18 protein-coding genes are annotated in these 23,914 nt (G+C 74.5%); 10 read left to right on the forward strand and 8 right to left on the reverse strand.

The genetic code is table 11. From position 1 onward, the window contains the following. Positions 1–73: 73 nt before the first annotated feature. The 6 genes from ESG85_RS32605 to ESG85_RS32630 all read right to left on the reverse strand — a co-directional run bounded on the left by ESG85_RS32605 (position 74) and on the right by ESG85_RS32630 (position 11,603). Positions 74–2,083, reverse strand: a complete 2,010-nt coding sequence (locus ESG85_RS32605; RefSeq protein ID WP_128984785.1) for a hypothetical protein — start codon at positions 2,081–2,083, stop codon at positions 74–76. Further along, entirely contained in the window at positions 2,080–3,240 is a 1,161-nt protein-coding gene (locus ESG85_RS32610; RefSeq protein WP_128984786.1) for a VWA domain-containing protein, read from the reverse strand. Before ESG85_RS32610 ends, ESG85_RS32605 begins: the two co-directional genes overlap by 4 nt. Next, entirely contained in the window at positions 3,237–5,822 is a 2,586-nt protein-coding gene (locus ESG85_RS32615) for a DUF5682 family protein (protein ID WP_128984787.1), read from the reverse strand. Before ESG85_RS32615 ends, ESG85_RS32610 begins: the two co-directional genes overlap by 4 nt. After that, positions 5,822–6,922, reverse strand: a complete 1,101-nt coding sequence (locus ESG85_RS32620; RefSeq protein WP_128984788.1) for an ATP-binding protein — start codon at positions 6,920–6,922, stop codon at positions 5,822–5,824. The genes ESG85_RS32615 and ESG85_RS32620 overlap by 1 nt, the downstream gene beginning before the upstream one ends. After that, positions 6,919–10,521 (reverse strand): DUF4132 domain-containing protein, encoded by a 3,603-nt coding sequence (locus ESG85_RS32625; RefSeq protein ID WP_128984789.1) that lies wholly within the window; start codon positions 10,519–10,521, stop codon positions 6,919–6,921. Before ESG85_RS32625 ends, ESG85_RS32620 begins: the two co-directional genes overlap by 4 nt. A gap of 284 nt (positions 10,522–10,805) precedes the next feature. Beyond that, complete coding sequence (locus ESG85_RS32630) at positions 10,806–11,603, reverse strand: DUF4389 domain-containing protein (RefSeq protein WP_128984790.1); 798 nt, start codon at positions 11,601–11,603, stop codon at positions 10,806–10,808. Positions 11,604–11,965: 362 nt separating this feature from the next. On the opposite strand from ESG85_RS32630, the gene ESG85_RS32635 reads away from it, so the two are divergent. Together ESG85_RS32635 and ESG85_RS32640 are read left to right on the forward strand one after the other, a co-directional pair. After that, positions 11,966–13,102: a nitric oxide synthase oxygenase gene (locus ESG85_RS32635; RefSeq protein ID WP_128984867.1), complete on the forward strand. Its 1,137-nt coding sequence runs from the start codon at positions 11,966–11,968 to the stop codon at positions 13,100–13,102. Between the two features lie 45 nt (positions 13,103–13,147). Further along, positions 13,148–13,498, forward strand: a complete 351-nt coding sequence (locus ESG85_RS32640; RefSeq protein ID WP_128984791.1) for a VOC family protein — start codon at positions 13,148–13,150, stop codon at positions 13,496–13,498. 194 nt (positions 13,499–13,692) lie between these two features. On the opposite strand, the gene fusA is transcribed toward ESG85_RS32640, so the two are convergent. Then, positions 13,693–15,726, reverse strand: a complete 2,034-nt coding sequence (gene fusA, locus ESG85_RS32645) for an elongation factor G (protein ID WP_128984792.1) — start codon at positions 15,724–15,726, stop codon at positions 13,693–13,695. A 451-nt stretch (positions 15,727–16,177) separates the two neighbouring features. After that, the gene (locus tag ESG85_RS32650; RefSeq protein ID WP_128984793.1) at positions 16,178–16,840 is read right to left on the reverse strand and encodes a hypothetical protein; all 663 of its coding nucleotides are present in this window, start codon (positions 16,838–16,840) and stop codon (positions 16,178–16,180) included. A gap of 502 nt (positions 16,841–17,342) precedes the next feature. On the opposite strand from ESG85_RS32650, the gene ESG85_RS32660 reads away from it, so the two are divergent. The 8 genes from ESG85_RS32660 to ehuD all read left to right on the forward strand — a co-directional run bounded on the left by ESG85_RS32660 (position 17,343) and on the right by ehuD (position 23,912). After that, the gene (locus ESG85_RS32660) at positions 17,343–17,798 is read left to right on the forward strand and encodes a DUF5709 domain-containing protein (RefSeq protein ID WP_128984794.1); all 456 of its coding nucleotides are present in this window, start codon (positions 17,343–17,345) and stop codon (positions 17,796–17,798) included. Positions 17,799–18,152: 354 nt separating this feature from the next. Further along, positions 18,153–18,785 (forward strand): diaminobutyrate acetyltransferase, encoded by a 633-nt coding sequence (gene ectA / locus ESG85_RS32665; RefSeq protein WP_128984795.1) that lies wholly within the window; start codon positions 18,153–18,155, stop codon positions 18,783–18,785. A 138-nt stretch (positions 18,786–18,923) separates the two neighbouring features. Then, positions 18,924–20,207: a diaminobutyrate--2-oxoglutarate transaminase gene (gene ectB, locus ESG85_RS32670; RefSeq protein ID WP_128984796.1), complete on the forward strand. Its 1,284-nt coding sequence runs from the start codon at positions 18,924–18,926 to the stop codon at positions 20,205–20,207. Positions 20,208–20,302: 95 nt separating this feature from the next. Beyond that, positions 20,303–20,707, forward strand: coding sequence for an ectoine synthase (locus ESG85_RS32675; protein WP_128984797.1), 405 nt, complete (start codon positions 20,303–20,305; stop codon positions 20,705–20,707). Between the two features lie 70 nt (positions 20,708–20,777). Beyond that, the gene (gene thpD / locus ESG85_RS32680; protein WP_128984798.1) at positions 20,778–21,677 is read left to right on the forward strand and encodes an ectoine hydroxylase; all 900 of its coding nucleotides are present in this window, start codon (positions 20,778–20,780) and stop codon (positions 21,675–21,677) included. Positions 21,678–21,700: 23 nt separating this feature from the next. Then, positions 21,701–22,600, forward strand: a complete 900-nt coding sequence (gene ehuB, locus ESG85_RS32685; protein ID WP_425471319.1) for an ectoine/hydroxyectoine ABC transporter substrate-binding protein EhuB — start codon at positions 21,701–21,703, stop codon at positions 22,598–22,600. After that, the gene (ehuC, locus tag ESG85_RS32690; protein ID WP_128984800.1) at positions 22,597–23,271 is read left to right on the forward strand and encodes an ectoine/hydroxyectoine ABC transporter permease subunit EhuC; all 675 of its coding nucleotides are present in this window, start codon (positions 22,597–22,599) and stop codon (positions 23,269–23,271) included. Before ehuB ends, ehuC begins: the two co-directional genes overlap by 4 nt. Next, positions 23,271–23,912 (forward strand): ectoine/hydroxyectoine ABC transporter permease subunit EhuD, encoded by a 642-nt coding sequence (gene ehuD / locus ESG85_RS32695; protein ID WP_128984801.1) that lies wholly within the window; start codon positions 23,271–23,273, stop codon positions 23,910–23,912. Before ehuC ends, ehuD begins: the two co-directional genes overlap by 1 nt. Positions 23,913–23,914 lie beyond the last annotated feature (2 nt).

Below are 23,914 nucleotides of genomic sequence, written 5' to 3' on the forward strand. Positions count from 1 at the left end.
CGACCGTAACCCCGCCGCCTGGGCGGAGCCGGTCGGCGCACCGGGGCGGCGGTCCGCTCCCCCGGTCGGCCGTTCAGGCGGTGCGGGCGTGCAGCTCCCGGGCGGTGAGGAGGTACAGCTCGGCGTCCAGCCAGCCCCGGACGGCCGCGTCGGCGCCCTCGCCGGTGAGGGCCGCCGGGATCGCGCGCAGGTGTGCGGCGGCGGTGGTCAGGCCGATGCGGGCGAGGCCGGCCGCCGCGTCGTCGAGCGCGGTGCGGGCGCCGTCGGGCAGCCGGCGCAGGCCGTGGACGGTGGCGGCGGACAGGGCGGCGAGTCCGGTCTCCAGGGCGGCGGTGACCGGGTCGCCGGGTGCGGGGTGGGATGCCGCGGCGAGCGGTGCGGCGGAGGCCGGGGCCGCGAGGTCGGGGACGAGCACGCCGTCGTCGGTGCGGGCCGCGATCGGGTCGAGGACGAGGCCGTCGCCCGCGGCCCGGACCGTACAGCTGAGGTGGCGCAGCTCGCCGTGTTCGCCGCGCAGGGCGGCGGCGAGAGCGTCGAGTCCGCCGGGCGCGCACGGGTTGTGGGGCGCGGCGACGGTGGCGGGTGTGCCGTGTGCGTCGCGGACGGTCGCGGTGAGCTGCTGGCGTGCCGGGTCGTAGCCGATGTCGTCGACCGCGTGGATCTCGGTGACGTGGACCGTGTCGGCTGCGATGCGGGGGCGGAGGAAGCGGGGCGGCAGTTCGCGCAGGGCCGCCGCGTGGGCGGCGAAGTCCCGGAGGAGCAGCGGCTCGGGGAGGTCGGCCCAGGACGCGCCGACCGGCGTCACGCTCGTCGCGGCCAGTCTGCCGCCGCCGATGGACACGGTGCGGCCGGGGGTACGGGAGGCGTTCTCGCTGACCACGTTGCCGGTGGCGACGGCACCGAGGGTGGTGCCGAGCAAGCGGCGTGCGGCGAGTTCGTGGCCGGTGGTTTCCCGGCCTCCGGTGGCGGGCCAGCGGCGGCGCAGCACCAGGGCGATGCCCGCTCCGCCGTGGGCGAGGAACACCTCGGCCGTACGGTCGGTGGGGGTGCCGGAGACGCGGCAGCCGAGGGCGGTGAGCCGGATGCGGCGCAGCGGGGTGTCGCCCCGCTCGCCCGTGCCGAGGACCTGTGCCTCGGCGAGGCCCCCGCCGCCGGCGCGGGTGCGGGCGTCGAGTTCGGCGAGCAGGGCGGCCAGTTCCTCGGCACGGAAGCCCGCGCCGCGTTCGGCGTACTGGTCGACCTGGGCGGCGATGTCGGTGAGCACGCCGGCGGGCCAGTGGAGGGCGGCGGCGGTCAGGTCGTCGCGGATCCGGGCGAGGGTGGCGGTGAGGACGGGGCCGGCGTGCGCGGCGCCCTCGCGGAGCAGTTCGGCGGCGAGGGAACCGGCCGAGGCGAGGGCGGCACCGCGGGCTGCCGTGGAGGTCCGGTCGCCGACGTCGACCTGGCGTGGCGGGTCGTCGGGGTTCGCCTCGAGGGCGGCACGGAACGCCCACACGGCGAGCGCGATCGACTCGCCGCGCAGGGCGTCGGCGGCGTCGGTGACGGCGTGGGCGACGCCGTCCCGTACCGGGAAGCGGACGGTGCAGGTGGCGAGTTCGGCGACGGCGGCGGGTTCGTCGGGTGCGGGGTGGCGCAGGCGTGCGGTGTAGCCGCGGCTGAGGGTGCGGCGGGCGGTGGCCATGGCGCGGGCGCCCACGGCGGCGGTCAGGGTCTCGTCGTCGGTGGAGCCCGGGGACCAGGGCTGCCACGGCGGCGGAGCCGTTCCCGGTCGGGATCCGTCGCCGTCGTCGTTCCGCGGAGTGGCGTCGGCATGGGCTTTGCGGTGGGCGAGTACGAGGCCGAGGACGTGCCGGCAGACACCGGGCGCGCCGCAGCCACAGACGCCCTGGTCGAGTCCCGCGGCGGGTGCCAGGGACACGGTGGTGCCGTCGGGGAAGGCACCGGTGAGCGTGCCGTCGGGGCCGGTGGTGACGATGGCGCCCGCTCCGGCGTCGAGGTCCTTGGCGGCGCGCTTGACGAGGCCGCGGTTGGTGAGGGCGACGAGCGTGGTGGTGTCGAGGGCGAGGAGGTCGGTACGGGTCATCGGCCGAGCCTCTCGGCGACGAACTCGGCGAGCTGACCGGGTGTCATGGCGCCGACGTGCGCGCCGGCGTCGGCGAGTCGCTGGGCGGTCTGCCGGTCGTAGACGGGCCGGGCCTCCTCGTCGAGGGCGGCGAGGCCGAGCACGGTGGTGCCCTGCTCGACGAGCGCGCGGACGCCGCGCACCAGCCGGTAGGTGTCGCCGCCCTCGTAGAAGTCGGTGACGAGCGCGACGATGGCCCGGCGCGGGTTGTCGACGAGGCCGGTGCCGTACGCGACGGCACGGGCGATGTCCGTGCCGCCGCCGAGCTGGACCCGCATCAGGAGTTCGACCGGGTCGGTGACGTCGCTGGTCAGGTCGACGACGGAGGTGTCGAAGGCGACCAGGTGGGTCTTCAGTCCGGGCAGGCCCCACAGGCTGGCCGCGGTCACGGCGGAGTGGATGACGGAGTCGACCATGGAGCCGGACTGGTCGACGAGGAGGATCAGCTGCCACTGCTCCAGGTGCCGGCGGGTGCGGGAGTGGAAGCGGGGCCGCTGGATGAGCAGCCGGCGCTCCTCGGGCCGGTAGTTGGCGAGGTTGGCACGGACGGTGCCGTGGAAGTCGAAGTCGCGGGCGAGGGCGAGTCTGCTCGGGCGGCGCGTGCGGGTGCCGGTGAAGGAGCGGCGGACCTCGGGCGTGAGCTTTTCCAGGAGGCGCCGCACGACGGTCTCGACGATGCGCCGGGCGAGGCGCAGCACTTCGGGGTTCATCAGGTGCTTGGTGCGCAGCACGGCTTTGAGGAGGGTCTGGTCGGGTTCGACGCGTTCGAGGACGGCCGGGTCGGTGACGATCTCGTGGATCTCGTAGCGCTCGACGGCGTCCCGTTCGAGGCGTTCCACGGTCTCGCGGGGGAAGAGGCGGTGGATGTCGTCGAGCCAGTCGACGGGCGTCACGGCGGAGGCGCCGTCACCGCCCTCGCGGCCGGTGCCGCGGACGCCTCGGCGGGTCTGCTCGGCGTCACGTCCGTAGAGCCAGTCGAGGGCGGCGTCCCGGGCTGCGGCGGTGGTGCCGAGGGATCCCGTGTGGCGTTCGGCGGGTGCGCCGAGGACGAGCCGCCAGCGTTCGAGGCCTTCGTCGGCGGCGGGTGCGGCGGCCGGTGCGGGGTCGGTGGGCGTCATCGTGCGGCTCCGAGGCCGAAGCGGTCGAGGGTGCGTGACACGTGGTCCTCCAGTTCCCGCGCCCGTGCGATGAGCATCGGGTCGGCGGTGGTGCGGAGCAGGGCGCGGGAGGAGCCGCGCAGGCCGCGGCGTGCGATCAGGCGGGCGGCGATCTGTTCCCGCTCCGCGGGTGGGAAGTAGGCGAAGGCGTCCCGCAGGGACGGCAGGGCGACGAGGAAGTCGGTCTCGGTCATGGCGGTGACGAGGTCGTCGAGGGCGGCGACGAGCGGGCCCGGTTCCGCCGATGTCGCGCCGAGCTCTTCGCGGGCGACGGCGAACAGCCCGGCGAGCCAGTCGCCGAGCGCGCGGGGCTCGCCCACGTCCCGTACGGCGACGGCGGCGTCCTCCGTCCCGGGCGCGGGGCGCCCGGCGCGCGGGGCCCGGGTGCCGTGGCCGGCCGGCGGGTGCTCGGGGGCCAGCACGCGGCACAGGCCGAAGGCCGCGCCCCGGAGGTCCGGTGGCGCGAGCGGGTCCCGGCTGACGCGCCGGAAGACGTCGACGGCGGCCCCGCGCGGCACGGTGAGCAGGGCACCGGCGTGGAGGTAGGCGTCGCGGACCGCGGCCAGGGCGCCGAGCCGCTCGCGGTCGGGGCCGGCCGGGGCCGTGGCGCCGCCCGCGCCCTCGACGAGCCAGAGCACCCGGGACACGGCGGTGTCGACCACGCCACCGAGGAGCGGGTCGCGGGCGACCCCGTACACGCGGTCGTGCCGCCAGAGGCCGAGCGCGGTGGCGAGGGCCGTGCCGAGCGGGCCCGGCCGGGCTGCGGCGGCGAGTCCGGAGCGCAGTCGGGCGACCAGGTCTCCGGTCAGCTCGGTCGCACCGCAGGCGACGGTGTCGAACAGGACCTCGGCCAGGCGTCCGCAGTCGGATCCGGCGGCGGTCGCGCGGTCGCCGAGCGCCACGACGGCCGCCTCGTCGAGACTGGCGCCGAAGCTTCCGGCCTCGATCAGCGCGGCCTCGCGGCCGGCCGGACGGCGGGGTTCCCAGCGTTCCTCGACGACCGGGTCGGTGCCGTGGGAGGGGCCGGACACCCGCTCGTGTCCGGGGACGCCGAGCACGCGGAGCCGGTGCAGGACGCGGCTGCGTTCGAGCCCGGACGGCTCGGTCAGACGGATCGTCACGGGCTCGCCGGTGTCCAGGCCGAGGGCGGCGAGCCGGGTCGTCACGTCGTGGACGAGCGGTGGGACCGGCGTGTCGGGGTGGAGTCTGCCGACGCGTTCGCCGCCGCACGCCGCGACCATCGCCACGACGGCGGGGTGCGTGCCGGGTCGCAGCGGACCGCGCCGGGTCCAGGGCAGCGGTTCGTCGAGCGCCTCGGTGACGAGTGCTCCGGCGAGGCCGTCGAGCAGGTCGAGGCGCGTCGGGCCGGGATGCCCGCGCAGGGCGGCGAGTGCGAGCGCCGAGGTGCGGGCGGCGACGAGGGAGGCCGTCGACACGGGATGGCCGCGCTCCCGCAGGCGGCCGACGACCGAGCGCACGAGCCGGTCGCCCGCCGCCTCCCGGTCGTCCTCCCACAGCCACTGGTGGTACGCGGGCGAGGGCATCCCCGACTCGTAGCCGGCGAAGGCGTCGAGCTGCCGGAAGGAGTACGGCACGAGGAAGCTGCCGGCGAGGGCGTCCTCGGGCGCCGCGGGCACCTCGGGCCACGCGTGGCGCCCGCCGTCGGCCGGCCTCTGGGCGGGTACGGGGGCGGTGGCCGGGGTGGGCCTTTCACCCGGTACGGGCCCGTCGGCGGGCGGTGCGGGCTCGCCGTCCGCGAGCCTCTGGGCGGCTACGGGGCCGAGGGCGGGGGCAGGTCCGTCGGTGGGGGCGGCCCCGGCGGCCGAGGCGGGCGCTTCAGCCGGTGCGGCTCGGTCACCGGGTACGGCTCCGCCGCCGGCTGCGGGGCCGGGTGCGGGCGGTCGTTCCGCGAGACGGCGGATCGCGGGGCGGTGGAAGCCGCCGGTGACCACCAGGATCGGTCGGTCGCCGGTGGCGGCACGGGCCGCGCGGACCCACGAGGCCATGTATTCCTCGCGGGCCCGGTCCGGCGCGTCGGCCTCCGTGTCGCCGCGGACGACGTCGAAGTAGGCGTCCAGCCGGGCCGTCAGGTCGGCGGCGTCCGGGTCGGCCTCGACCATCCGGTCCCACAGGGCGTCCACCGAGTCCACGCCGAAGCGGCGGCAGAGCCTGGCGGTCGCGTCGGCGTAGCGCGCCTCGGCGTCGGCGTACCGGTTGGCACGGCCCTCGAACGCGGGGTGCCAGGCGGGCAGGTCGATGAACCGGACGTCGGCCCCGGCGGCCCGTCCGTGCGTGAGCGCGATCCATTCGGGCGAGTAGTCGCAGAGCGGCGTCCAGGAGGTCGCGGCCCGTTCCGCGTCGCGGTAGTGGCTGAACACGGCGACCGGCAGCTCGTGGCCGAGCAGCAGCTCGTCGAGGCGCCCGTTGAGGTCGGCGGGCCCTTCGACGAGCACGTGTGCGGGCCGGAGTTCCGCGATGGTGCGGGCGACGAGACGGGCGCACGCCGGTGAGTGGTGGCGCACGCCCAGGTACGTGACGGTCATCAGCCCGCCAGCAGGTGCCGTGCCGCGTGCAGCGCCTTCCACTGGGCGCCACGCCGCCCGGCGACCCGCTGCTCCAGGTACCGGCGGAGCCGGGCCAGGTCCTCGGGGCTGTCCTTGGCGGCGGTGCCCGCGAGGCAGGTGACGACGTCCGCCGCGTCGCCGGGTTCGGCGCGCAGGAACCAGCCGCGGACGCCGACCGCGTGGGCGACGGAAACCGCCTCGGCGGTGCTCATGACTGCCGAGAGCCGGTCGCCGCCGCCTTCGTGGGCCGCGCCGGAGCGCAGTTCGCGGAAGGTGGTGACGAGGACTTCGAGGACGTCGCGGTCGGGTGCGAGGGTGACGCCCGAGCGGCGGAGCAGCGCGGTCGCCTCCGCCTCGACGAGCGCGATCTCGGTGTCGAGGTCGGTGATGGGGAAGACCGTCTCGAAGTTGAAGCGGCGCTTGAGCGCGGCGCTCATCTCGTTGACGCCGCGGTCGCGGGTGTTGGCGGTGGCGATCACGTTGAAGCCCTGCCGGGCGAAGACCATGCCCCGGGGGCCTTCCAGCTCGGGCACCGCCACCACCCGTTCGGAGAGCAGGGAGAGCAGGGAGTCCTGCACTTCGAGCGGGCAGCGGGTGATCTCCTCGAAACGGACGAGGCGTCCTTCCGCCATGCCCTTGAGCATGGGCGCGGGCACGAGCGACCGCTCGGAGGGGCCCTCCGACACGAGGAGGGCGTAGTTCCAGGAGTACTTGATGTGGTCCTCGGTGGTGGCGGCGCCGCCCTGGACGACGAGCGTGGAGTCGCCGGACACGGCCGCCGCGATGAGCTCGGACAGCAGGGACTTGGCGGTGCCCGGTTCTCCGACGAGCATGAGCCCGCGGTTGGTCGCCAGGGTCACCAGGGCGCGCTCGACGAGGGCGGTGTCGCCGACGAACTTCCGGCCGATGCCGGCCTCCTGGTCGCCGATCACGAAGCGGCGCGCGGCACGGAGGCTGAGCTGCCAGCCCGGCGGGCGCGGGTCGGTGTCGGCGGCGCGCAGGGCGGCCAGCTCCTCGGCGTGGCGGACCTCGGCGGGCGGGCGCTGGAGTCGCTGCTCCTGCGCGGGGAGGGTGGTCACGAGGTCAGCTCCGTGAGGTCGGCGAGGATTTCGGAGACGGTCACCGGGTCGAGGTCGGCGAAGCGCAGCGGGTAGCTGCGGGAGGCCCAGTGGTCGCCGGGATGCTTGTCGAGCCAGATGGTGTCCAGTCTCTGGTCGGGGAACTCGTTGACGATGCCCACGGCGATGCCGGGGTCGAGGCCGATGACCAGGTGGCGCTCGGGGCCGAGCCGGCGGGAGAACCAGCGCTCCACGCCGGCGTCCTGCGGTTCGCCCCGTTCCCAGCCGCGCTTCTGCAGTCCGAGGAGCTTGCCGACGGGCACGGTGATGCCTTCGAAGCGGGGCAGGCGGGCGCCGGTGGCCTCTTCCCCGGTCACCGTGAGCACCGGCCGGCCGAGCTGTGGGAACGGCTGGACGATCTCGTAGTCGGCGAACAGCTCGGCCCAGCCGTCGAGTTCCTCCGCCAGGTGCAGCGGGTGCGGCAGGGTGACGGTGGCCGCTTCCGCGACGGTCACGGTCTCGTCGTCGACGTCCGCGTAGGTGCGGTCCTCGGCGATGCGGAAGGCGAGCCCGCGGCCCTCGTGTTCGGCGTGCCAGACCAGCCGGCGGGCGAGGTGCCACACCAGCGGGTGCTCGACGAAGAGCTGCCGGAACTCGGCGCCGGTCCAGGAGCGGCGCTCGACCATCGCCGACTCCAGGCGTCGCACCTGGTCGGCGGCGATGGTCCGGACGTCCTTCTTGAGGGTGAGGAAGCGCTTGCGTTCGGCAGTGGCGCGTTCCGTGTCGTCGCGTGCGCCGGGCTTGGGCAGGTCCTTGAGGCGGCGGCCGGCCTCGTCGCGGACGTACGGCTTGAGCTGCTCGTCGAAGCCGACGGTGAAGCGGCGGGTGCCGTAGTCCACGACGGTGCTGCCGTCGGGGTCCAGGCCGAGGTCGGGCACCAGCCGGTCGGCGAGCTGCTCGCCGGTGAGGCCGAGCTCGGCGGCGACGGTGGCGATCTTCTCCTGGGCGCGCTGCTTGAGGGCCTTGAACTTGACCCGCTGGGAGATGCCGTGGAGGTGCAGGAGGGCCGTGTCGGTGCCGATGGCGGCGAGCACGTCGAGTCCGTCGACGGCGCGCTGGTGGGCTCCCTCGCCGGGCCACGCGCGGATGACCGGGGTGAGCGCGCGCACGGTGTCGTCGTCGCCGAGCCAGCCGAGGGCGTGCAGGGCCCAGGCCTCCTTGGGCGGCATGCCGGCGACGCGCCATTCCTCGAACAGAGCCCAGGCGAACTCGGCGAGGGACGTGGGGGTGCACAGGTCGTGCAGCCGGGCGATGCCGGGGTAGGGCATGCCGGGCTTGGAGACGGCGATCATGGTGAGGACGTGGGCGACGGCCTGGGCGGGCAGTGCGGTGCCGCCGTCGCGCAGCCGCGGGCGGGGCAGGATGCGGGGCTCGGCCCAGGCGACGGGCTTCGGCATGCGGGCGGGCAGGGCCGTCACCAGCGGGTCGGAGGTGAGCAGTGCCTCGACGGCCGTGGCGGCCTCCTCGCCGTACTCCTTCGCCGCGGTGCGTACGGCGTCCTCGCCGTGGGTGTCGGCGACGGCCCGGAGGGCGCCTTCGGCGGCGGTCCTGGCGGGGCCAGGTGCTCCGACCGCGTCGGGGACGAGCAGCCGGGCGGCGTCCGCGCCGTGCCGGGCGAACCAGACGCGGGCGGTGCGGCCCGCCGTCTTGAGGCGGTGCAGCCACTCCGCCATCAGCCGGGCCACCTCGGTGTCGAGGAAGGGCAGCAGGATCGGGGCCAGGTGGGTGGGTTCGTGGCGGGCCGCGCGGAGGGCGGGCGGCAGGGCGGCCAGCTCGTGGGTGGCGATCATGGGCTTGAGGAGGTTCACCCCCTCGTAGGCGTGGTCCGGGCCCTTCCAGTCGGCGAGCAGCGGCCGGACGGCGTCGGCGGGGCCGTGGGTGAACACGCCCACGGCGTGCCAGTGCGGGAGCCGTCCCGAGCGGAGTTCTTCGACCATCTTCTCCATGGGCTGCCACGGCTGCCAGCCGCTGATCCAGGACGTGGCGCAGGCCCAGTCTTTCTGCTCGCCGGGCAGCCAGTGGATACGGGAGACGGCCGGCGGCGTGAGCCCCTCGACGACCTCCGGCTTCACGGCGGTGCGCTTGACCGTCCACGGCGGGCTGGTGAGGAGGGCGGGGAGGGCGTCCTGGGGTGCCTCGTCCGCGGGGTCCGTCCCCTCGGCGAGCGGCCGCACGGTCGCGGCGACCGTCGCCGGGAGTTCCGGGAGCACCTCGCGGACGAGCTCGTCGTGGGTGGCCACGTGCGCGGCGAGGATCCGGCCGGCCATGGACGCGTGCGGCCCGGTGCCGTCCGCCGCCGCGGCGAGCAGCCGGAGGGCGCGGACCGGGTAGCGGCGGGCCGCGGCCGCGGCCGCGGCCCGTACGTGCTTGTTGCCGAGCCGGTCCACCAGGGCCTGGAAGGCCTCGTCGACCGGGAGCTCGGCGAGCGCGGCGGCCATCGCCTTGAGGTCGTCGCCGCCGATGTACGGCAGGTCGAGGGCCGTCGCCATCAGCGGGGCCATCAGCGGGCCCACGCCGTCGGCGACGGTGGCCACGGTGGCGGCGGTCCAGCCGTGCCATCCGAGGTCGATCCGCCCTCCGTAGGCCGCCAGGTGGGAGGCCGAGCCGGTCGAGTTGAGGACGAGGTCCCGCACCCACAGCTGGGGGTGCTCGCGGACCGCCGGGTCGGCGAGGCATTCGTCCACCCACGCGCGCTCGGTGGGCACGAGGTAGCTGACGGCGGCCTTCCTGCGGGGGCCGGTGCGGTGACCGGCGAGTGCGGTGACGGCGGCGGCGTAGGTGTCGTCGTCGGCGACGGCGAGCAGGGCCCGGACGCGGTCGAGGGCGTCGTACCCGAAGCCCCGCTGCCAGTGGTTCTCGTCCTCGGAAGCGGTCTCGATTCCGCAGACGGAGGGCTGGTTGACCCGTTCATACGTCCACTTGGCGCGGCACTCGAGGAGTTCGACGGCGGCGCAGGCGGCGAACGGCAGGCCGTGGGCGCCGGTCCAGGCGTCTGCCAGCGCGCGCGGGCTCACGTCGGCGGGGAGGAGCGTGCCGATCACGGCGGCTCCGGTGGGGTCGGGCAGGCCGCTCTCGTGGGCGCGGGCCACCGCGACGAGGCCGGCGTCGCTGGTGGTGGCGTCGAGCGCGCGGTCGACGATCCTGGTGAACTGCCGGCGCCACTGCCGCAGGTTCGCGGCGCCGTGCTCCTCGGCCGGGCGGACGTCGACCTGGGTCCCTCCGCGTCGCGGGCGGAGGTTCCGCTTCCACGCGGCGGGCAGCGCGAACGTGTCCTCGTCGGGCCGTACGAGCGGGGCCGCGGCGGCGGGCTCGGCGGCGGATGCGGCGCCGGTCACGTCCGGTGCGCCGGCTGCCTCGCCGACCTCGGCGTACCCCTTGCGCTCCTTCTCGCCTATGGCCTTGACCAGGTACGACTCCGCCGCGTCGGCGCTGCCGAACTCCTTGACCCGGGTCTGGCCCGCGGTGCCGGTGCGCCCGAAGCGCACCGTCACCGACGCACCGTCGACACCGGCCTCCCAGAACTTCGCCGAGCCGTCACCGGCATGCTCCCAACGCCGCACGGGCCCTCCCCTTGTGCACGAGATCAGTTGTGCGCACAGTAACCAGCGGCACTGACATCGATGCCTCCGGGCGCCTGCTGCGGGACGTTCCGGGTGCGTCGGGAGGGTCCCGGACCTTAGGAGGGCTTGACGGAGGACCAGGCCGTGGGGGGCGCCCTGTCACGAAGGTGAGCTTCGTCCCGGGGCGGCCGCCCGGGGCCAGGACGACGCCGGCCGCGGCGGGGCCCGGTCAGGCCGTTCTGACTCGCGGTCACGCTCACCGCGCCGGTGGCCGTTTCCCGCGCCTACGGGGCCTCGTTCGTCACCACCGGGTGTGCGCCGTAGTCGGCGTCGTCGTCGGCGTTGGTGACGGCGCCGTTGGTGACGTGTCCCGCGAGGCCGAGCAGCAGGAAGAGCCAGACGAGGACCTTCGCCGAGGTGGCGAGGAGCAGCGGACGCGTGGCGGAGCGCGCCTGCCCGGCGGCGGGGGCGGGTTCGTCGCCGAAGATGCCCTTCGGGTAGACCGGGGTCAGCATCATCAGGTACGCGTTGAACCGCATCCGGTAGCGGACGACGGCCGCCGTCGCGGCGAACACCGGTTCGGGCAGCCGGCCGAGGACGATGCCGATCAGCCAGAACACCCAGCTGACGGCGGCCCAGCCGGACTGCGCGAGGCTGCTCACGATCGCCGCCGGGATCATCAGGATCAGCCGGAAGAACACCGCGAGCCGGTTGAGCGGAGTGCGGCGCAGCTCGATCTGCACGGGATGGTCAGGGGCGTCGAAGGCGAACGGCGGGTAGCGGTCGACCAGCAGCGACGCGCTCGCGTCGACGCGGGTCTGGTAGGCCAGGATCCCGGCGAGGACGGTCGCCACCGGGTCGGGAAGACGGCCGAGGACCAGCGCGGCGAACCAGCCGGCGATCGTCACGAAGAACGCGACGATCGACAGCAGGGCGACCACGATGAACTGCGGAATGAGCAGCAGCCACCGCAGGAACACCGTCCAGCGCCGCTGCCGCCCGGGAGCCGGCACGTCCAGGGCGGGGCGGAACTCGCCCGGCTCGTCGTCCGCCAGGGGACGCGGTTCCCAACCTGTGGCCATGACCGCCTCCGTATCCGTGGGCTCTGTGCCGTGGTGTCGTCGGTGTCGGAGCGCGCCTCGGCGCGCGCGTCCTCTCGATCCTGGCGCGGGAGGCCGGGCCTCGCACCGCCACGGGGGCCAGGTGGGGAACCGCCGGCCACAGGACCGCGGAGGTCGCCGGGGGCGGGGCACTGTAGCAGTGCGGTGCCGTCGCCGGGCGAAGTTCGACTACTCTCCACACTCGGGTGATTCCGTGGGGTAGTCATGGAGATCAGGGAGGGAACACCGTGGTCTTCAGTCTCCGTCTTCATCGCCGTCGCAACTCCGAGCCCGTCGCTGCCGCAGGCCCCGTCACCGCCGGGAGCCCCGGCACCTGCCCGTACGTGCCTCCGCCCGCGCCCGCGCCGCCCCCGGGCACACCCGGCGGTCACGGCGCCGTCGGGTCCCTCCCGCAGGAGGCCGAGCGGTTCGTCCGTCAGTTCCACCGGGAGCAGCCGCAGGCGGGCGATGTGGAGCGACGGATTCGTGAGGTGCTGGCCGAGATCGGCCGGACCGGCACCTACACCCACTCCCCCGCCGAGCTGGCCTTCGGGGCGCGGGTGGCCTGGCGCAACGCGGCCCGGTGCATCGGCCGTCTGTACTGGCGAAGTCTCGTGGTCCGGGACCTGCGGGAGGTGTCGGACGCCGACACGATCGCCGCGGAGTGCTTCGAGCACCTCCGGCTGGCGGACAACGGCGGCCGGGTCCGGCCGGTCGTCTCGGTGTTCGCGCCCGACCGGCCCGGACGGCCCGGGCCGCGGATCGTCAACGACCAGCTGGTGCGCTACGCCGGGCACCGCACCCCGGAAGGCCGCTGGATCGGTGACCCGCGCGGCGCCGGGCTCACCGCGCAGGCCGTCGACCTGGGGTGGAAGCGGGACGACGAGCCGTTCCAGGTGCTTCCGCTGATGGTGCGGGACCGGCCGGGAGCCGGTCCGGAGTGGTACGAGCTGCCGGACGGCGCCGTGACGGAGGTGCCGTTGAGGCATCCCGACCACGCGTGGTTCGCCGAGCTCGGACTGCGCTGGTACGCGGTGCCGGCGATCAGCGACATGGTGCTCGAGATCGGCGGCATCCGCTATCCGGCCGCGCCCTTCAACGGCTGGTACATGGGGACGGAGATAGGCGCCCGGAACCTCGCCGACACCGAGCGCTACGACCTGCTCCCGGCGGTGGCGGACCGGCTGGGGCTCGACCGGTCGTCCGAGCGCACGCTGTGGCGGGACCGCGCGCTGGTCGAGCTGAACGTGGCGGTGCTGCACTCCTTCCAGGAGGCGGGCGTGACGATGGCGGACCACCACACGGAGTCCGAGCGGTTCCTGCGGCACATCGCGCAGGAGAGCCGCCACGGACGGCCGACGCCCGCCGACTGGAGCTGGATCGTCCCGCCGGTGTCCGGCGCGGCGACCCCGGTCTTCCACCGGTACTACGACCCGGTCGACCCGTCGCTGCGTCCCGCGTACCTCGCCCGGGAGTCGTGATCGGGTGATCCGGCGCCCCCGGGGACGGCGGCTTAGGCTCGTGGCATGGCCGTGCACCTCTTCGCCGGAATTCCCGTCAGCGACTTCGCCTCGGCGCTCGCCTGGTACGAGCGGCTGCTCGGCGCGCCGCCGACGTTCTTCCCGAACGACACCGAGGCGGTGTGGGACGTGGCCGAGCACCGGTCCCTGTACATCGAGCACCGGCCAGGGCACGCCGGCCACGCCATGCACACCCTGTTCGTCGACGACTTCGACACCGTGGTCGGCGACATCGCCGCCCGGGGTCTGCGGCCCTCCCAGCGCGAGACGTACGGGAACGGGGTGCGCAAGGCGACGTTCCGAGACCCGGACGGGAACGAGATCGGTTTCGGCGGAGCCCCGGTCGAGGACGGCTGAGGCCGACGGCGGGGCCGGGGCCTGCCCGTGAGACCCGGGCCCGTCCGTGGGACCCGGGCCCGTCCGTGGGACCCGGGGCCCGGCGCACGCGGCGCCGGGCCCCCGTCGGACAGCCTCCGTCGGGCACGCCCCGCCGGACACGCCCCGTCGGACAGCCACCGTCGGGCAACGCTCCGGGGGCTCTCCCCGGCCGGTCAGAGCGCCGGGGCGTAGCCCGCTGGCCGGGTCGTGAAGGTGGCGCGGCCCTGGGTTCGGCTGCGCAGGTGCGTCGCGTAGCCGAAGAGCGCGGCCAGCGGAACCGTCGCCGTGAGGACCGCCGTGTCCGCGTGGGTGGTGGAGTCGGTGATCCGGGCACGGCGGGCCGTCAGGTCGCCGAGGACCGTGCCGACGGTGCTGCCGGGTGCGGTGACAGTGACTTCCACCACGGGTTCGAGCAGCGTCGTGCCGCCGGTGCGCAGGGCCTCGCGCAGGGCGAGCCGCCCGGCGGTGCGGAAGGCGAGCTCGGAGGAGTCCTTCACATGGGTGGCGCCGTCGGTGAGCGTGACGCGTACGCCGGTCACCGGGTGTCCGGCCAGCGGGCCGTCGGCCAGGGCGTCGCGGCAGCCCGCCTCGACCGCGCGGACGAACTCCTGCGGGACCCGTCCGCCGGTCACCGCGGAGCGGAAGACGAAGTCCCGCCCGCCGTCCGCGGCGGCGCTCCCGCCGTCGTCCCCGTCGGCGCCGTCCAGCGGTGCGACGTCGAGGACGACCACCGCGAACTGGCCCGCGCCGCCGTCCTGTTTGACATGGCGGTACGTCAGGCCGGTCACGCCCGCGGCGGGCGTCTCCCGGTAGGCGACGCGCGGCCGGCCGACGGTGACGTCGAGCGCGTGGGCGCGGCGCAGCTTCTCCACGGCGACCTCCAGATGCAGTTCGCCCAGGCCGGACAGGACCGTCTGTCCGGATTCGGGGTCGGTCCGCACGGTGAGCGAGGGGTCCTCCTCGCTCAGGCGGGCGAGCGCCATGGCGAGGCGTTCGGTGTCGCGACCGAGCCTGGCCTCGATCGCGACGGACACCACCGGGTCGGCGGAGACGGGCGGTTCGAGGCGCACGGGCGGCGCGTCGGATGCGCAGAGGGTGGCACCGGTGCGGGCGGCCTTCGGTCCGACGACGGCGACGATGTCCCCGGCGGCGGCATGGCCGGCCTCGGTGGTGCGGTCGGCCTGGACCCGCAGGATGCGGGCGATCCGTTCGGTGCGGCCGGTGGTGGTGTCGAGCACGGTGTCCCCCTTTCGCAGGGTGCCCGCGTAGAGGCGGAGGTAGGTCATGCGGCCGGTCGGCGTGGTGGTCACCTTGAAGGCGAGCGCGGTGAGCGGAGCCGTCGGGTCGGCCGGCCGGTCGCCCCGTACCGGCGGGAGGTCGGCGGGGGCGGGCAGGTAGGCGACGACGGCGTCGAGCAGCGGCTCGATCCCCCGGTTGCGGTAGGCGGAGCCGCACAGGACCACCACGGCTTCGCCGGCGAGGGTGAGGTCGCGCAGGGCGGAGGTCAGCGTCCGCTCGTCGAGGGTGCCGTGGGCGCAGAACTCCTCCAGGGCGTCGGGGTGCAGTCCGGCGACGGTCTCGACGAGTCGGTGTCGTCGCCGCACCGCCTCGTCGGCCAGCGTTTCCGGCACGGGGCCGGTCTCGTACGTGTCGGAGCCGGGCCGCCAGGTGTGCGCGCGCATGCGGACGAGGTCGATGACGCCGGTGAAGGCGTCCTCGCTGCCGATGGGCAGCTGTACGGGCAGCGGCACGGTGCCGAGGCGGGTGCGGAGGGACTCCACGGCGGTGTCCAGGTCGGCGCCGGCGCGGTCGAGCTTGTTGACGAAGGCGAGGCGCGGGACGCCGTGCCGGTCGGCCTGGCGCCACACGGACTCGCTCTGCGGTTCGACGCCCGCGACCGCGTCGAAGACGGCGACGGCGCCGTCCAGGACGCGCAGCGCGCGTTCGACCTCGTCGGCGAAGTCGACGTGCCCGGGCGTGTCGATGAGGTTGAGCCGGTGGCCGTCCCAGTCGCAGCTGACGGCCGCGGAGAAGATGGTGATGCCGCGGTCGCGTTCCTGCGGGTCGAAGTCGGTGACGGTGGTGCCGTCGTGCACCTCGCCGCGCTTGTGGGTGGCGCCGGTGAGGTAGAGGAAGCGCTCGGTGAGCGTGGTCTTGCCGGCGTCGACGTGGGCCAGGATGCCGAGGTTGCGGATGCGGGTACGCATGGGGTGAGTGGTCCTTCGCGTGCGATGCGGTGAGCAGGGCAGCGCGATTCCCGTGACGGTGCGGGAGGGCCGGGCCCGGAGGCGGACAGGGCCGTACGGGAAAGGTCCGTACGGGAGTTCCGTCGTGCGGGCGGGCCCGAGGGCGAGGTTCGTCGCGGGTCAGCGGTGGCGGCCGCGCAGCCGGCACCGGAGCGACGAAGAGGCCAGGATCACGTCGTACCGGGCGCGGGAGACGACGACGGCGACGGCGGGGGGCGGCGTGGCGCGCATGGTCATCTCCCTTCGTTTCATGGTCCGTTCGGCGGTACGGACTGGAGTCTAAGCAGGGCCGTACGCGCGGGGACACCGGTTTTCGCCCGGCACGGGATCCGCCGGGTGGTCACCGCCGCGCCCAGCGAACGAAACGCCCGGTCTCCGTCGGGCGAGGGAGACCGGGCGGGCGCCGGTGTGGTCAGGAGCGGCCGCGCGAGCGGCGGCCTCCGCCGCCCTGTCCGCCCTGACCTCCCTGGCCGCCTCGGCCGCCGCCCCGGCGGGCGCGCCTGCGGTGGGGTGACGGCAGGGGTGCGGCGGAGCCGCCTGCGGCCTCCGGGGACGAGAACATCATCGGTACGGCCGGAGGGACCGGAGCCGCGGGCGCGGGCGGAGCGGCCGCTGCGCCTCCGGCGGAGGGTCCTGCGGGCGGTCCCGCCGTACCGGCGGCGGCCGCCGTCGCGGCGGCGGCACGGGCGGCCAGCGAGTCACGGTCGCCGCCCGCTCCGCCGGCACCCGCGAGGACGCTCGCGTGGGAGATCTGCGGCGCGCAGGCCTGGCAGATCTCCGCGAGCGTCCACACCTCGGCGACGGCCGGGTTGTGGATGAGGACGAGGAGCGCACGGCCGGTGCACGTGGTGCGCGCGGCATGGTGCCGGCAGTCGCTCGCCCCGCAGGCGCAGGCCGCGTTGGGCCGGGGTGCGGCCAGCCGGGCGTGGGCGCGGACGTGCTCCGCGGCGAAGACCCGCAGGGAGTGGAGGTCCTTGGACCGGGCCGGCATGCGGCAGCCCGCCGTGGAGCAGGTGACCGTCGCGGAGTGGTCGGAGTGACCGGTCAGTCGGATCGTCCAGGTCCTGCCTGGCACACGTGATCCCGGGAGCATGCTCAACGCGCGCGTTTCCGTTCAGGTGAGAGGGGTGTAGGCCATGGTTTTACCCCGTGCGCGCCGAAGGTTCACCTCCCGGGTCCCTCCGGAGGGTCGTGGCGGCCGGATCACACCACCGGATGGCGGGGCGCCGTCCGCCGTCGGCACGGCGCGAGAAGCCCTGATCCGCCGGTTCCGCGAGCAGACCGGCACGACACCGCTGCGGTGGCCGCACCGGGCCGGGATCCGGCAGGCGCGGCACCTGCCGGCGGCCACCGGGCTCGCCGTGGAGCGGATCGGCGCCCAGGTCGGCTCGGCTCCCCCACCGCGTTCCGGGACCCTTCCAAGCGCACGACGGGCGTCGGCCCGCACGCGTACCGGGGCGGCTGCGCTTGACCGCCGTGCGCGTGCGGCGGTCGTGCGGTGGCGGGGCGGAGACGGGGCGCGGAGCATGGAAGCGGGTCGTGATCGACGAACGGCCGGAGTGTCTGGAGTGTTCCGCATGACCGAGAACGAGGCCTGGGGCGACGACGTCTACCAGCCCGACGGCAGCGAGGTGCAGGACGACGCGGGGCCGCTCGACGCCTCGGACACCCTGGACGGTCCCGTCGACAACCCGCTCGACGAGGGATACGTGCCTCCCGACCGGCCGCTGGCCGTCGAGCACACGGGCGTCACCGCGGCGGAGCGGCTGCGCGGCGAGAGCCTGGACCAGCGGCTCGCGGAGGAGATCCCGGACGAGGACCCGAACCTCGACTGGGACGGCATCGGCGACGCCTCGGACACCGACGGGGAGCCGCTGGACGGCGAGGTGGGCGCTCACCGGGCCGGCCGGCTCGTCGCCATGGACGACGGCAGCGCGCTGTCTCCGCTGGAGGGGTTCGCCCGTGACGTCGGCATCGACGGCGGCGCGGCCTCCGCCGAGGAAGCGGCCGTGCACCTCGTCGAGGAGGAGTGACCCGGCGGTCCGCACCGTGCCGGGTCGCTCCCGGCACGTCGGCGCTCCTGCTACCGTGCCCCGGAGTCCTGGCGCGCGCAACGCCCTCCGAACCGGTACTCCTGACCCCGCCGCACCGTTTCAAACGCGCGTCACCACACCTGTATGGGACCTTGAGGAGACCGTAACCACGCCCGGGATGCGTTATCCAGCCGTTATAAACGGTCATTTTGCCCCGGTATCACCGGGTTCGCCGGGCAGGAAGCGACGGACTTCCGCGGCGGTATCCGCCCGCGCACCTATCGCACGCCCGGGGCTTTCCGCAAGACCTCCGGTCCAGGAAGTTCGCCCTCTCGCTCGGTAGCTTCGGCCCACATGACCGCAGCACACATGACGTTCCCGAAGGCCCCGGCGACCGCCCTCGACATCGGCCCCGCGCGGCCGTCCGACGGCGCCGACCTCTGGCGGATCGCCCGCGCGGCCGAGGACCTGGACCTCAACTCGCCCTACAGCTACCTGCTGTGGTGCCGCGACTTCGCCGACACGACCGCCGTCGCCCGTGACGCCACCGGACGGCCGATCGGCTTCGTCACCGGCTATCTGCGCCCCCAGGCGCCGCGGACCCTGTTCGTCTGGCAGGTCGCCGTCGACGGTTCGCATCGCGGAACCGGGGTAGCAGGGGCACTGCTCGACGCCCTGGCCGCGAGGGTGGCGGCGGCCGGGCACGGTCCGCTCCGGATCGAGGCGACGGTCACCCCGGGGAACGTGGCATCGGACCGGCTGTTCCGCTCGTTCGCACGCCGCCACGGCGCGGCCCTGACCCGGGAGGTCCTCTTCGCCGCCGACGACTTCCCCGCGGACGCCTCCGGCGCGTCCGAAGCCGCCGGCGTCCCCGGCGCCCCGGGGCTCGCCGCGCAGGGCCCCGCGGCTCACGAGCCGGAAGTCCTCTACGGCATCGGCCCGCTGACGCGGCCCGTGCCGGTGACGCGGCCCGTGCCGGTGCCGTAGCTCCGCAGGCCGCCGCGACGCCCGGAGGCGGGCCCCGGGCCCTCGCGCCCAGCGCCTCGCCCCGCCGCACCATCGGCGCACTCCACCCGCCCCACCACCTCACTCCGCCCCATCGCGAAACCGAGATACGGGAGAACCGTGACCCTCACCGACATCGCTCCGTCCGTCTTCGAGACCGTCGAATCGGAGGTGCGCAGCTACTGCCGCGCCTGGCCGGTGGTCTTCGAGCAGGCCCGCGGCAGCCGGCTGTACGACGAGCACGGACGGCCCTTCCTCGACTTCTTCGCCGGGGCCGGGTCCCTCAACTACGGGCACAACAACCCGGTCCTCAAGCGGGCGCTGCTCGACTACCTCGCCCGTGACGGCGTCACCCACGGCCTCGACATGTCGACGACCGCCAAGCGCGACTTCCTGGAGGCGTTCCGGTCGGCGGTGCTCGAACCGCGCGCCCTGCCCTACAAGGTGATGTTCCCGGGTCCGACCGGTACCAACGCCGTGGAGGCCGCGCTGAAGCTCGCCCGGAAGATCACCGGGCGGGAGACGGTCGTCTCCTTCACCAACGCCTTCCACGGGATGTCCCTCGGCTCGCTCGCCACGACCGGCAACTCCGCCAAACGCGCGGGCGCCGGGGTGCCGCTCCCGCACGTCACGCGCATGCCGTACGACCACTACCTGGACGGCCGGATGCCGGACTTCCTGTGGTTCGAGCGGCTGCTCTCCGACCCGGCCTCCGGCCTCGACCGGCCCGCCGCGGTCATCGTCGAGACCGTGCAGGGCGAGGGCGGGATCAACGTCGCCCGGGCCGAGTGGCTGCGCGGGCTCGCCGAGCTGTGCCGGCGGCACGAGATGCTGCTGATCGTCGACGACGTGCAGATGGGCTGCGGCCGTACGGGCGAGTTCTTCTCCTTCGAGGAGGCGGGCATCACCCCCGACATCGTCACCCTGTCGAAGTCCATCAGCGGCTACGGCCTCCCGATGGCCCTGTGCCTGTTCCGGCCCGAGCTGGACCAGTGGCAGCCGGGCGAGCACAACGGCACCTTCCGCGGCAACAACCCCGCCTTCGTCACCGCCACCGCCGCGATCGACACGTACTGGCGCGACCACGCCCTGCGCGACCGCACCCTGGCCCGGGCCGGCCGGATCGAGAGCGCCCTCGGCGACCTGCTCGGCGAGGACGGCCGCGCGGCCGTCGCCCTGCGGGGCCGCGGGATGGTGTGGGGCCTGGAGTTCGCCGACGGGGAGCGGGCCTCGGCCGTGTGCCGGCGGGCCTTCGAGCTGGGGCTTCTCCTGGAGACGTCGGGGCCGCGGGACGAGGTCGTCAAGCTGCTGCCGCCGCTGACCGTGACGGACGACGAGCTGGACGAGGGCCTCGGCATCCTGGCCCGCTCCGTGCGGCACGCCGCCGAACGCGCCACCGTCTGACCGGCCCTCAGGGCGGAGGCACCCGGACCTCCTCCGCGCCTCCACCGGCACCGGCACCCCGCACCAGCACCAGCACCACCGAAAGGCCCTCACGCATGATCGTGCGCAGCTTCGCCGAGATCGAGAACACCGACCGTCACGTCCGTGCCGCCTCCGGCACCTGGGAGAGCAAGCGCATCGTCCTGGCCCGCGAGCGGGTCGGCTTCTCCCTCCACGAGACGGTGCTCTACGCCGGGACCGAGACGTCCATGTGGTACGCCAACCACGTCGAGGCCGTCGTGTGCACCGCCGGGGAGGCCGAGCTCACCGACCACGAGACCGGCACGACGTACACCATCACCCCGGGAACGATGTACCTGCTCGACGGGCACGAGCGGCACACCCTCAAGGTCAGGCAGGACTTCCGCTGCCTGTGCGTCTTCAACCCGCCGGTGACCGGCCGCGAGGACCACGACGAGAACGGCGTCTACCCGCTCCTCACCGAGCCGGACCCCGCCTGACCCTTCGTTCCCCTTCCGCGTCCCTCCCCCGTTCACATCCGCCGTACGAGAAAGGAAGGCACCGCCCGTCATGACCTCCGCCCCTACCCGTCCCGTCGACCTCTACCCCACCCGAGGCGCCCAGGAGCAGCTGATCGGCCGCAAGGACCCGGTCGTGTGGGCCGATCCCGGAACTCCCGGGCCGTTCTGGGCCCGTGAGCTGGAGGAGTACGAGCGCGACGGCTTCGTCACCGTCGACGAGCTGGTCACTCCCGACGAGGTCACCGAACTGCGGGCCGAGCTGGACCGACTGGTCGCCGATCCGGCCGTGCGCGAGGACGAGCGGTCGATCGTCGAGCCGCGCTCGCGCGAGATCCGCTCCGTGTTCGAGGTGCACCGGATCAGCGAGGTGTTCGCCCGGCTGGCCGCCGACCCCCGGGTCGTCGGGCGCGCCCGGCAGATCCTCGGCTCCGACGTGTACATCCACCAGTCGCGCGTCAACGTCAAGCCCGGCTTCGGTGCCAGTGGTTTCTACTGGCACTCCGACTTCGAGACCTGGCACGCCGAGGACGGTCTGCCGCGGATGCGGACGGTCTCGGTCTCGATCGCGCTCACCGCGAACCACACCACCAACGGCAGCCTCATGATCATGCCGGGTTCGCACCGCACCTTCCTCGGCTGCGCGGGCGCCACCCCGAAGGACAACTACAAGAAGTCGCTGCAGATGCAGGACGCCGGAACGCCTTCGGAGGAGGCGCTGACGACCTTCGCGGACGCGTGCGGCATCCGGCACTTCACGGGCGCGCCGGGCTCGGCGACCTGGTTCGACTGCAACGCGCTGCACGGTTCGGGCGACAACATCACCCCGTATCCGCGGAGCAACGTGTTCCTCGTCTTCAACAGCGTCGAGAACGCGCCCGAGCTGCCCTTCGCCGCGCCGGTGCGCCGGCCGTCCTTCATCGCCGCGCGCGACATCACCCCGGTCGGGTGAGCGCCGTGTCCCGACCCTCGTCGATGAGCCGGCGCGGCTTCCTCGCCCTGGCGCCCGCCGTCGGGATCGCCGGAGCGCTCGCCGGGTGCAGCCGCACCGAGGTGGGCACCGGCGCGCCGAAGGAGGACGCGGACCTGCTCGCGAAGCTGCGCGAGCGGGGACACGTCCGGGTGGGCTTCGCCGGTGAGGCACCGTACGGATACCAGGACGGCGACCGGCTCGCGGGCGAGGCGCCGACGCTGCACCGTGAGGTGTTCAAGGCGCTCGGCGTGCCCGAACTGCGGCCTACGCTCACGGAGTTCGGTGCACTGATACCCGGTCTGCTCGCCGGCCGCTTCGACGTGGTGAGCGCCGGCATGTCGATCACTCCCGAGCGCTGCGCGAAGGTGATCTTCTCCGAGCCCGAGTTCGTCTCGACCACCGCGCTGATGGTCCGCAAGGGCAATCCGAAGGGGCTCGGCGACTTCGCCTCCTGCGCGCGCGAGGGCGCGACGGTGGGTGTGCTGTCCGCCGCGGTGGAGGCCTCGTACGCGAAGGCGGCGGGCGTGCCGGACGGGTCGGTGAAGACGCTGGGCAAGCAGCAGGACGGTCTGGACGCCCTGCTCGCCGGTCGGATCGACGCGTTCGCGCTGACCAGCATCTCGCTGCGCTGGCTGGCGAGGACGAACCGGGGCGCGGCGGTGGAGGTGGCGACGCCGTTCGTGCCCGAGATCGACGGGGCGAAGCAGTGGAGCGCGGGCGGGGCGGTGTTCCGGCCGGGCGCGCGGGCGCTGCGGGACTCCTTCGACCGGGAGCTGGCGAGGATCACGGGTGATCCGGCGCGCTATGTGGGTCTGATCGGCCGTTACGGGTTCACCGAGCGGGAGGTGCCGCCGCGCGGGCTGCGCACCGCCGATCTGTGCGCGGGCCGGGGACGGGTGTGAGCGGCTTCCTCGCGGAGCTGGGGCGGGCGCTGCCGCGCCTCGGCGAGGGGCTGCTCGTCACCGTGGAGTCGACCGTGCTGGGCGCCGGGCTCGCGCTCGTCCTCGCGTACGCCCTGGGGCTGATGTCCGGCTCGCGGAGCCGGGCGGCGCGGGGTGCGGCCAGGACGGTGGTGGAGTTCTTCCGCGGCACGTCGTTGTACGTGCAGCTGTTCTGGCTGTTCTTCGCGCTGCCCATGCTCGGCTTCCGGCTGGAGCCGCTGGCGTGCGGCGTGGTGGCGCTCGGCCTGAACTTCGGGGCGTACGGCGCCGAGGTCGTGCGCGGCGCGGTCGCGGCCGTGCCCCGGGCCCAGCTGGAGGCGTCGGTGGCGCTGGGCATGGGGCCCGGGCTGCGGCTGCGGCGGGTGGTGCTGCCGCAGGCGCACCCGCTGATGGTCGCGCCGTTCAAGAACCTGCTGGTGCAGCTGCTGAAGGCGACGCCGCTGCTGTCGCTGGTCACGGTGCCCGATCTCACCTTCCGGATCGACCAGTTGCGCTCGGCGACGGGCGACACGGCGGCGGCCTATCTGCTGCTGCTCGCGGTGTACGGGGTGCTGGCCGGCGTGCTGAGTCTGCTGATGAACGCGTTGGAGCGGGCCGCGAAGGCGCGGCTGGGGACGGGCGGTGACGGGTGATGTGGGACGGGGAGGCCGCGTGGGCCGCGCTGCCCACCGTACTGGAGGGCTTCGGGATCACGCTGGTGGCGACCGTGCTCGGGTTCGGGGTGGCGCTGCTGCTCGGCCTGGTGCTGGCGCTGGTCGGGCGCGCCGCGCCGCGGTGGGTGGCGGGACCGGTCAACGCCGCCGCCGCGTTCGTCCGCTCGACGCCGCTGCTGGTGCAGCTGTTCGCGGCGTGGGTGCTGGTCCCGGCCCTGGACGCGCTGGTGCTCGGGGTGCTCGTGCTCGGCGTGCACTACGCCGCGTACCTCTCCGAGGTGTACCGGACGGGCATCGACTCCGTGCCGAAGGGCCAGTGGGAGGCGTGCACGGCGCTGTCGCTGCCGCGGCGGCGGGTGTGGCGGGCGGTGGTGCTGCCGCAGGCGGTGCGCAACGTGCTGCCGCCGCTGGGGAACTACGCCGTCTCCATGTTCAAGGAGACGCCGCTGCTGTCGGTGATCACGGTGCACGAGATGTTTCACGAGGCGAGCTCGTTCGGCAGCACGCACTTCGCCTATCTGGAGAGTTTCACGCTGGCCGCCGCGGTGTTCCTGCTGGCGAGCTGGCCGACGTCCGTGCTGGTACGACGACTGGAGGCACGCCTTGCGAAGGGAGCCTGAGG

The organism is Streptomyces roseicoloratus (genome assembly GCF_004117935.1).
Taxonomy (GTDB): Bacteria; Actinomycetota; Actinomycetes; order Streptomycetales; family Streptomycetaceae; genus Streptomyces; species Streptomyces roseicoloratus.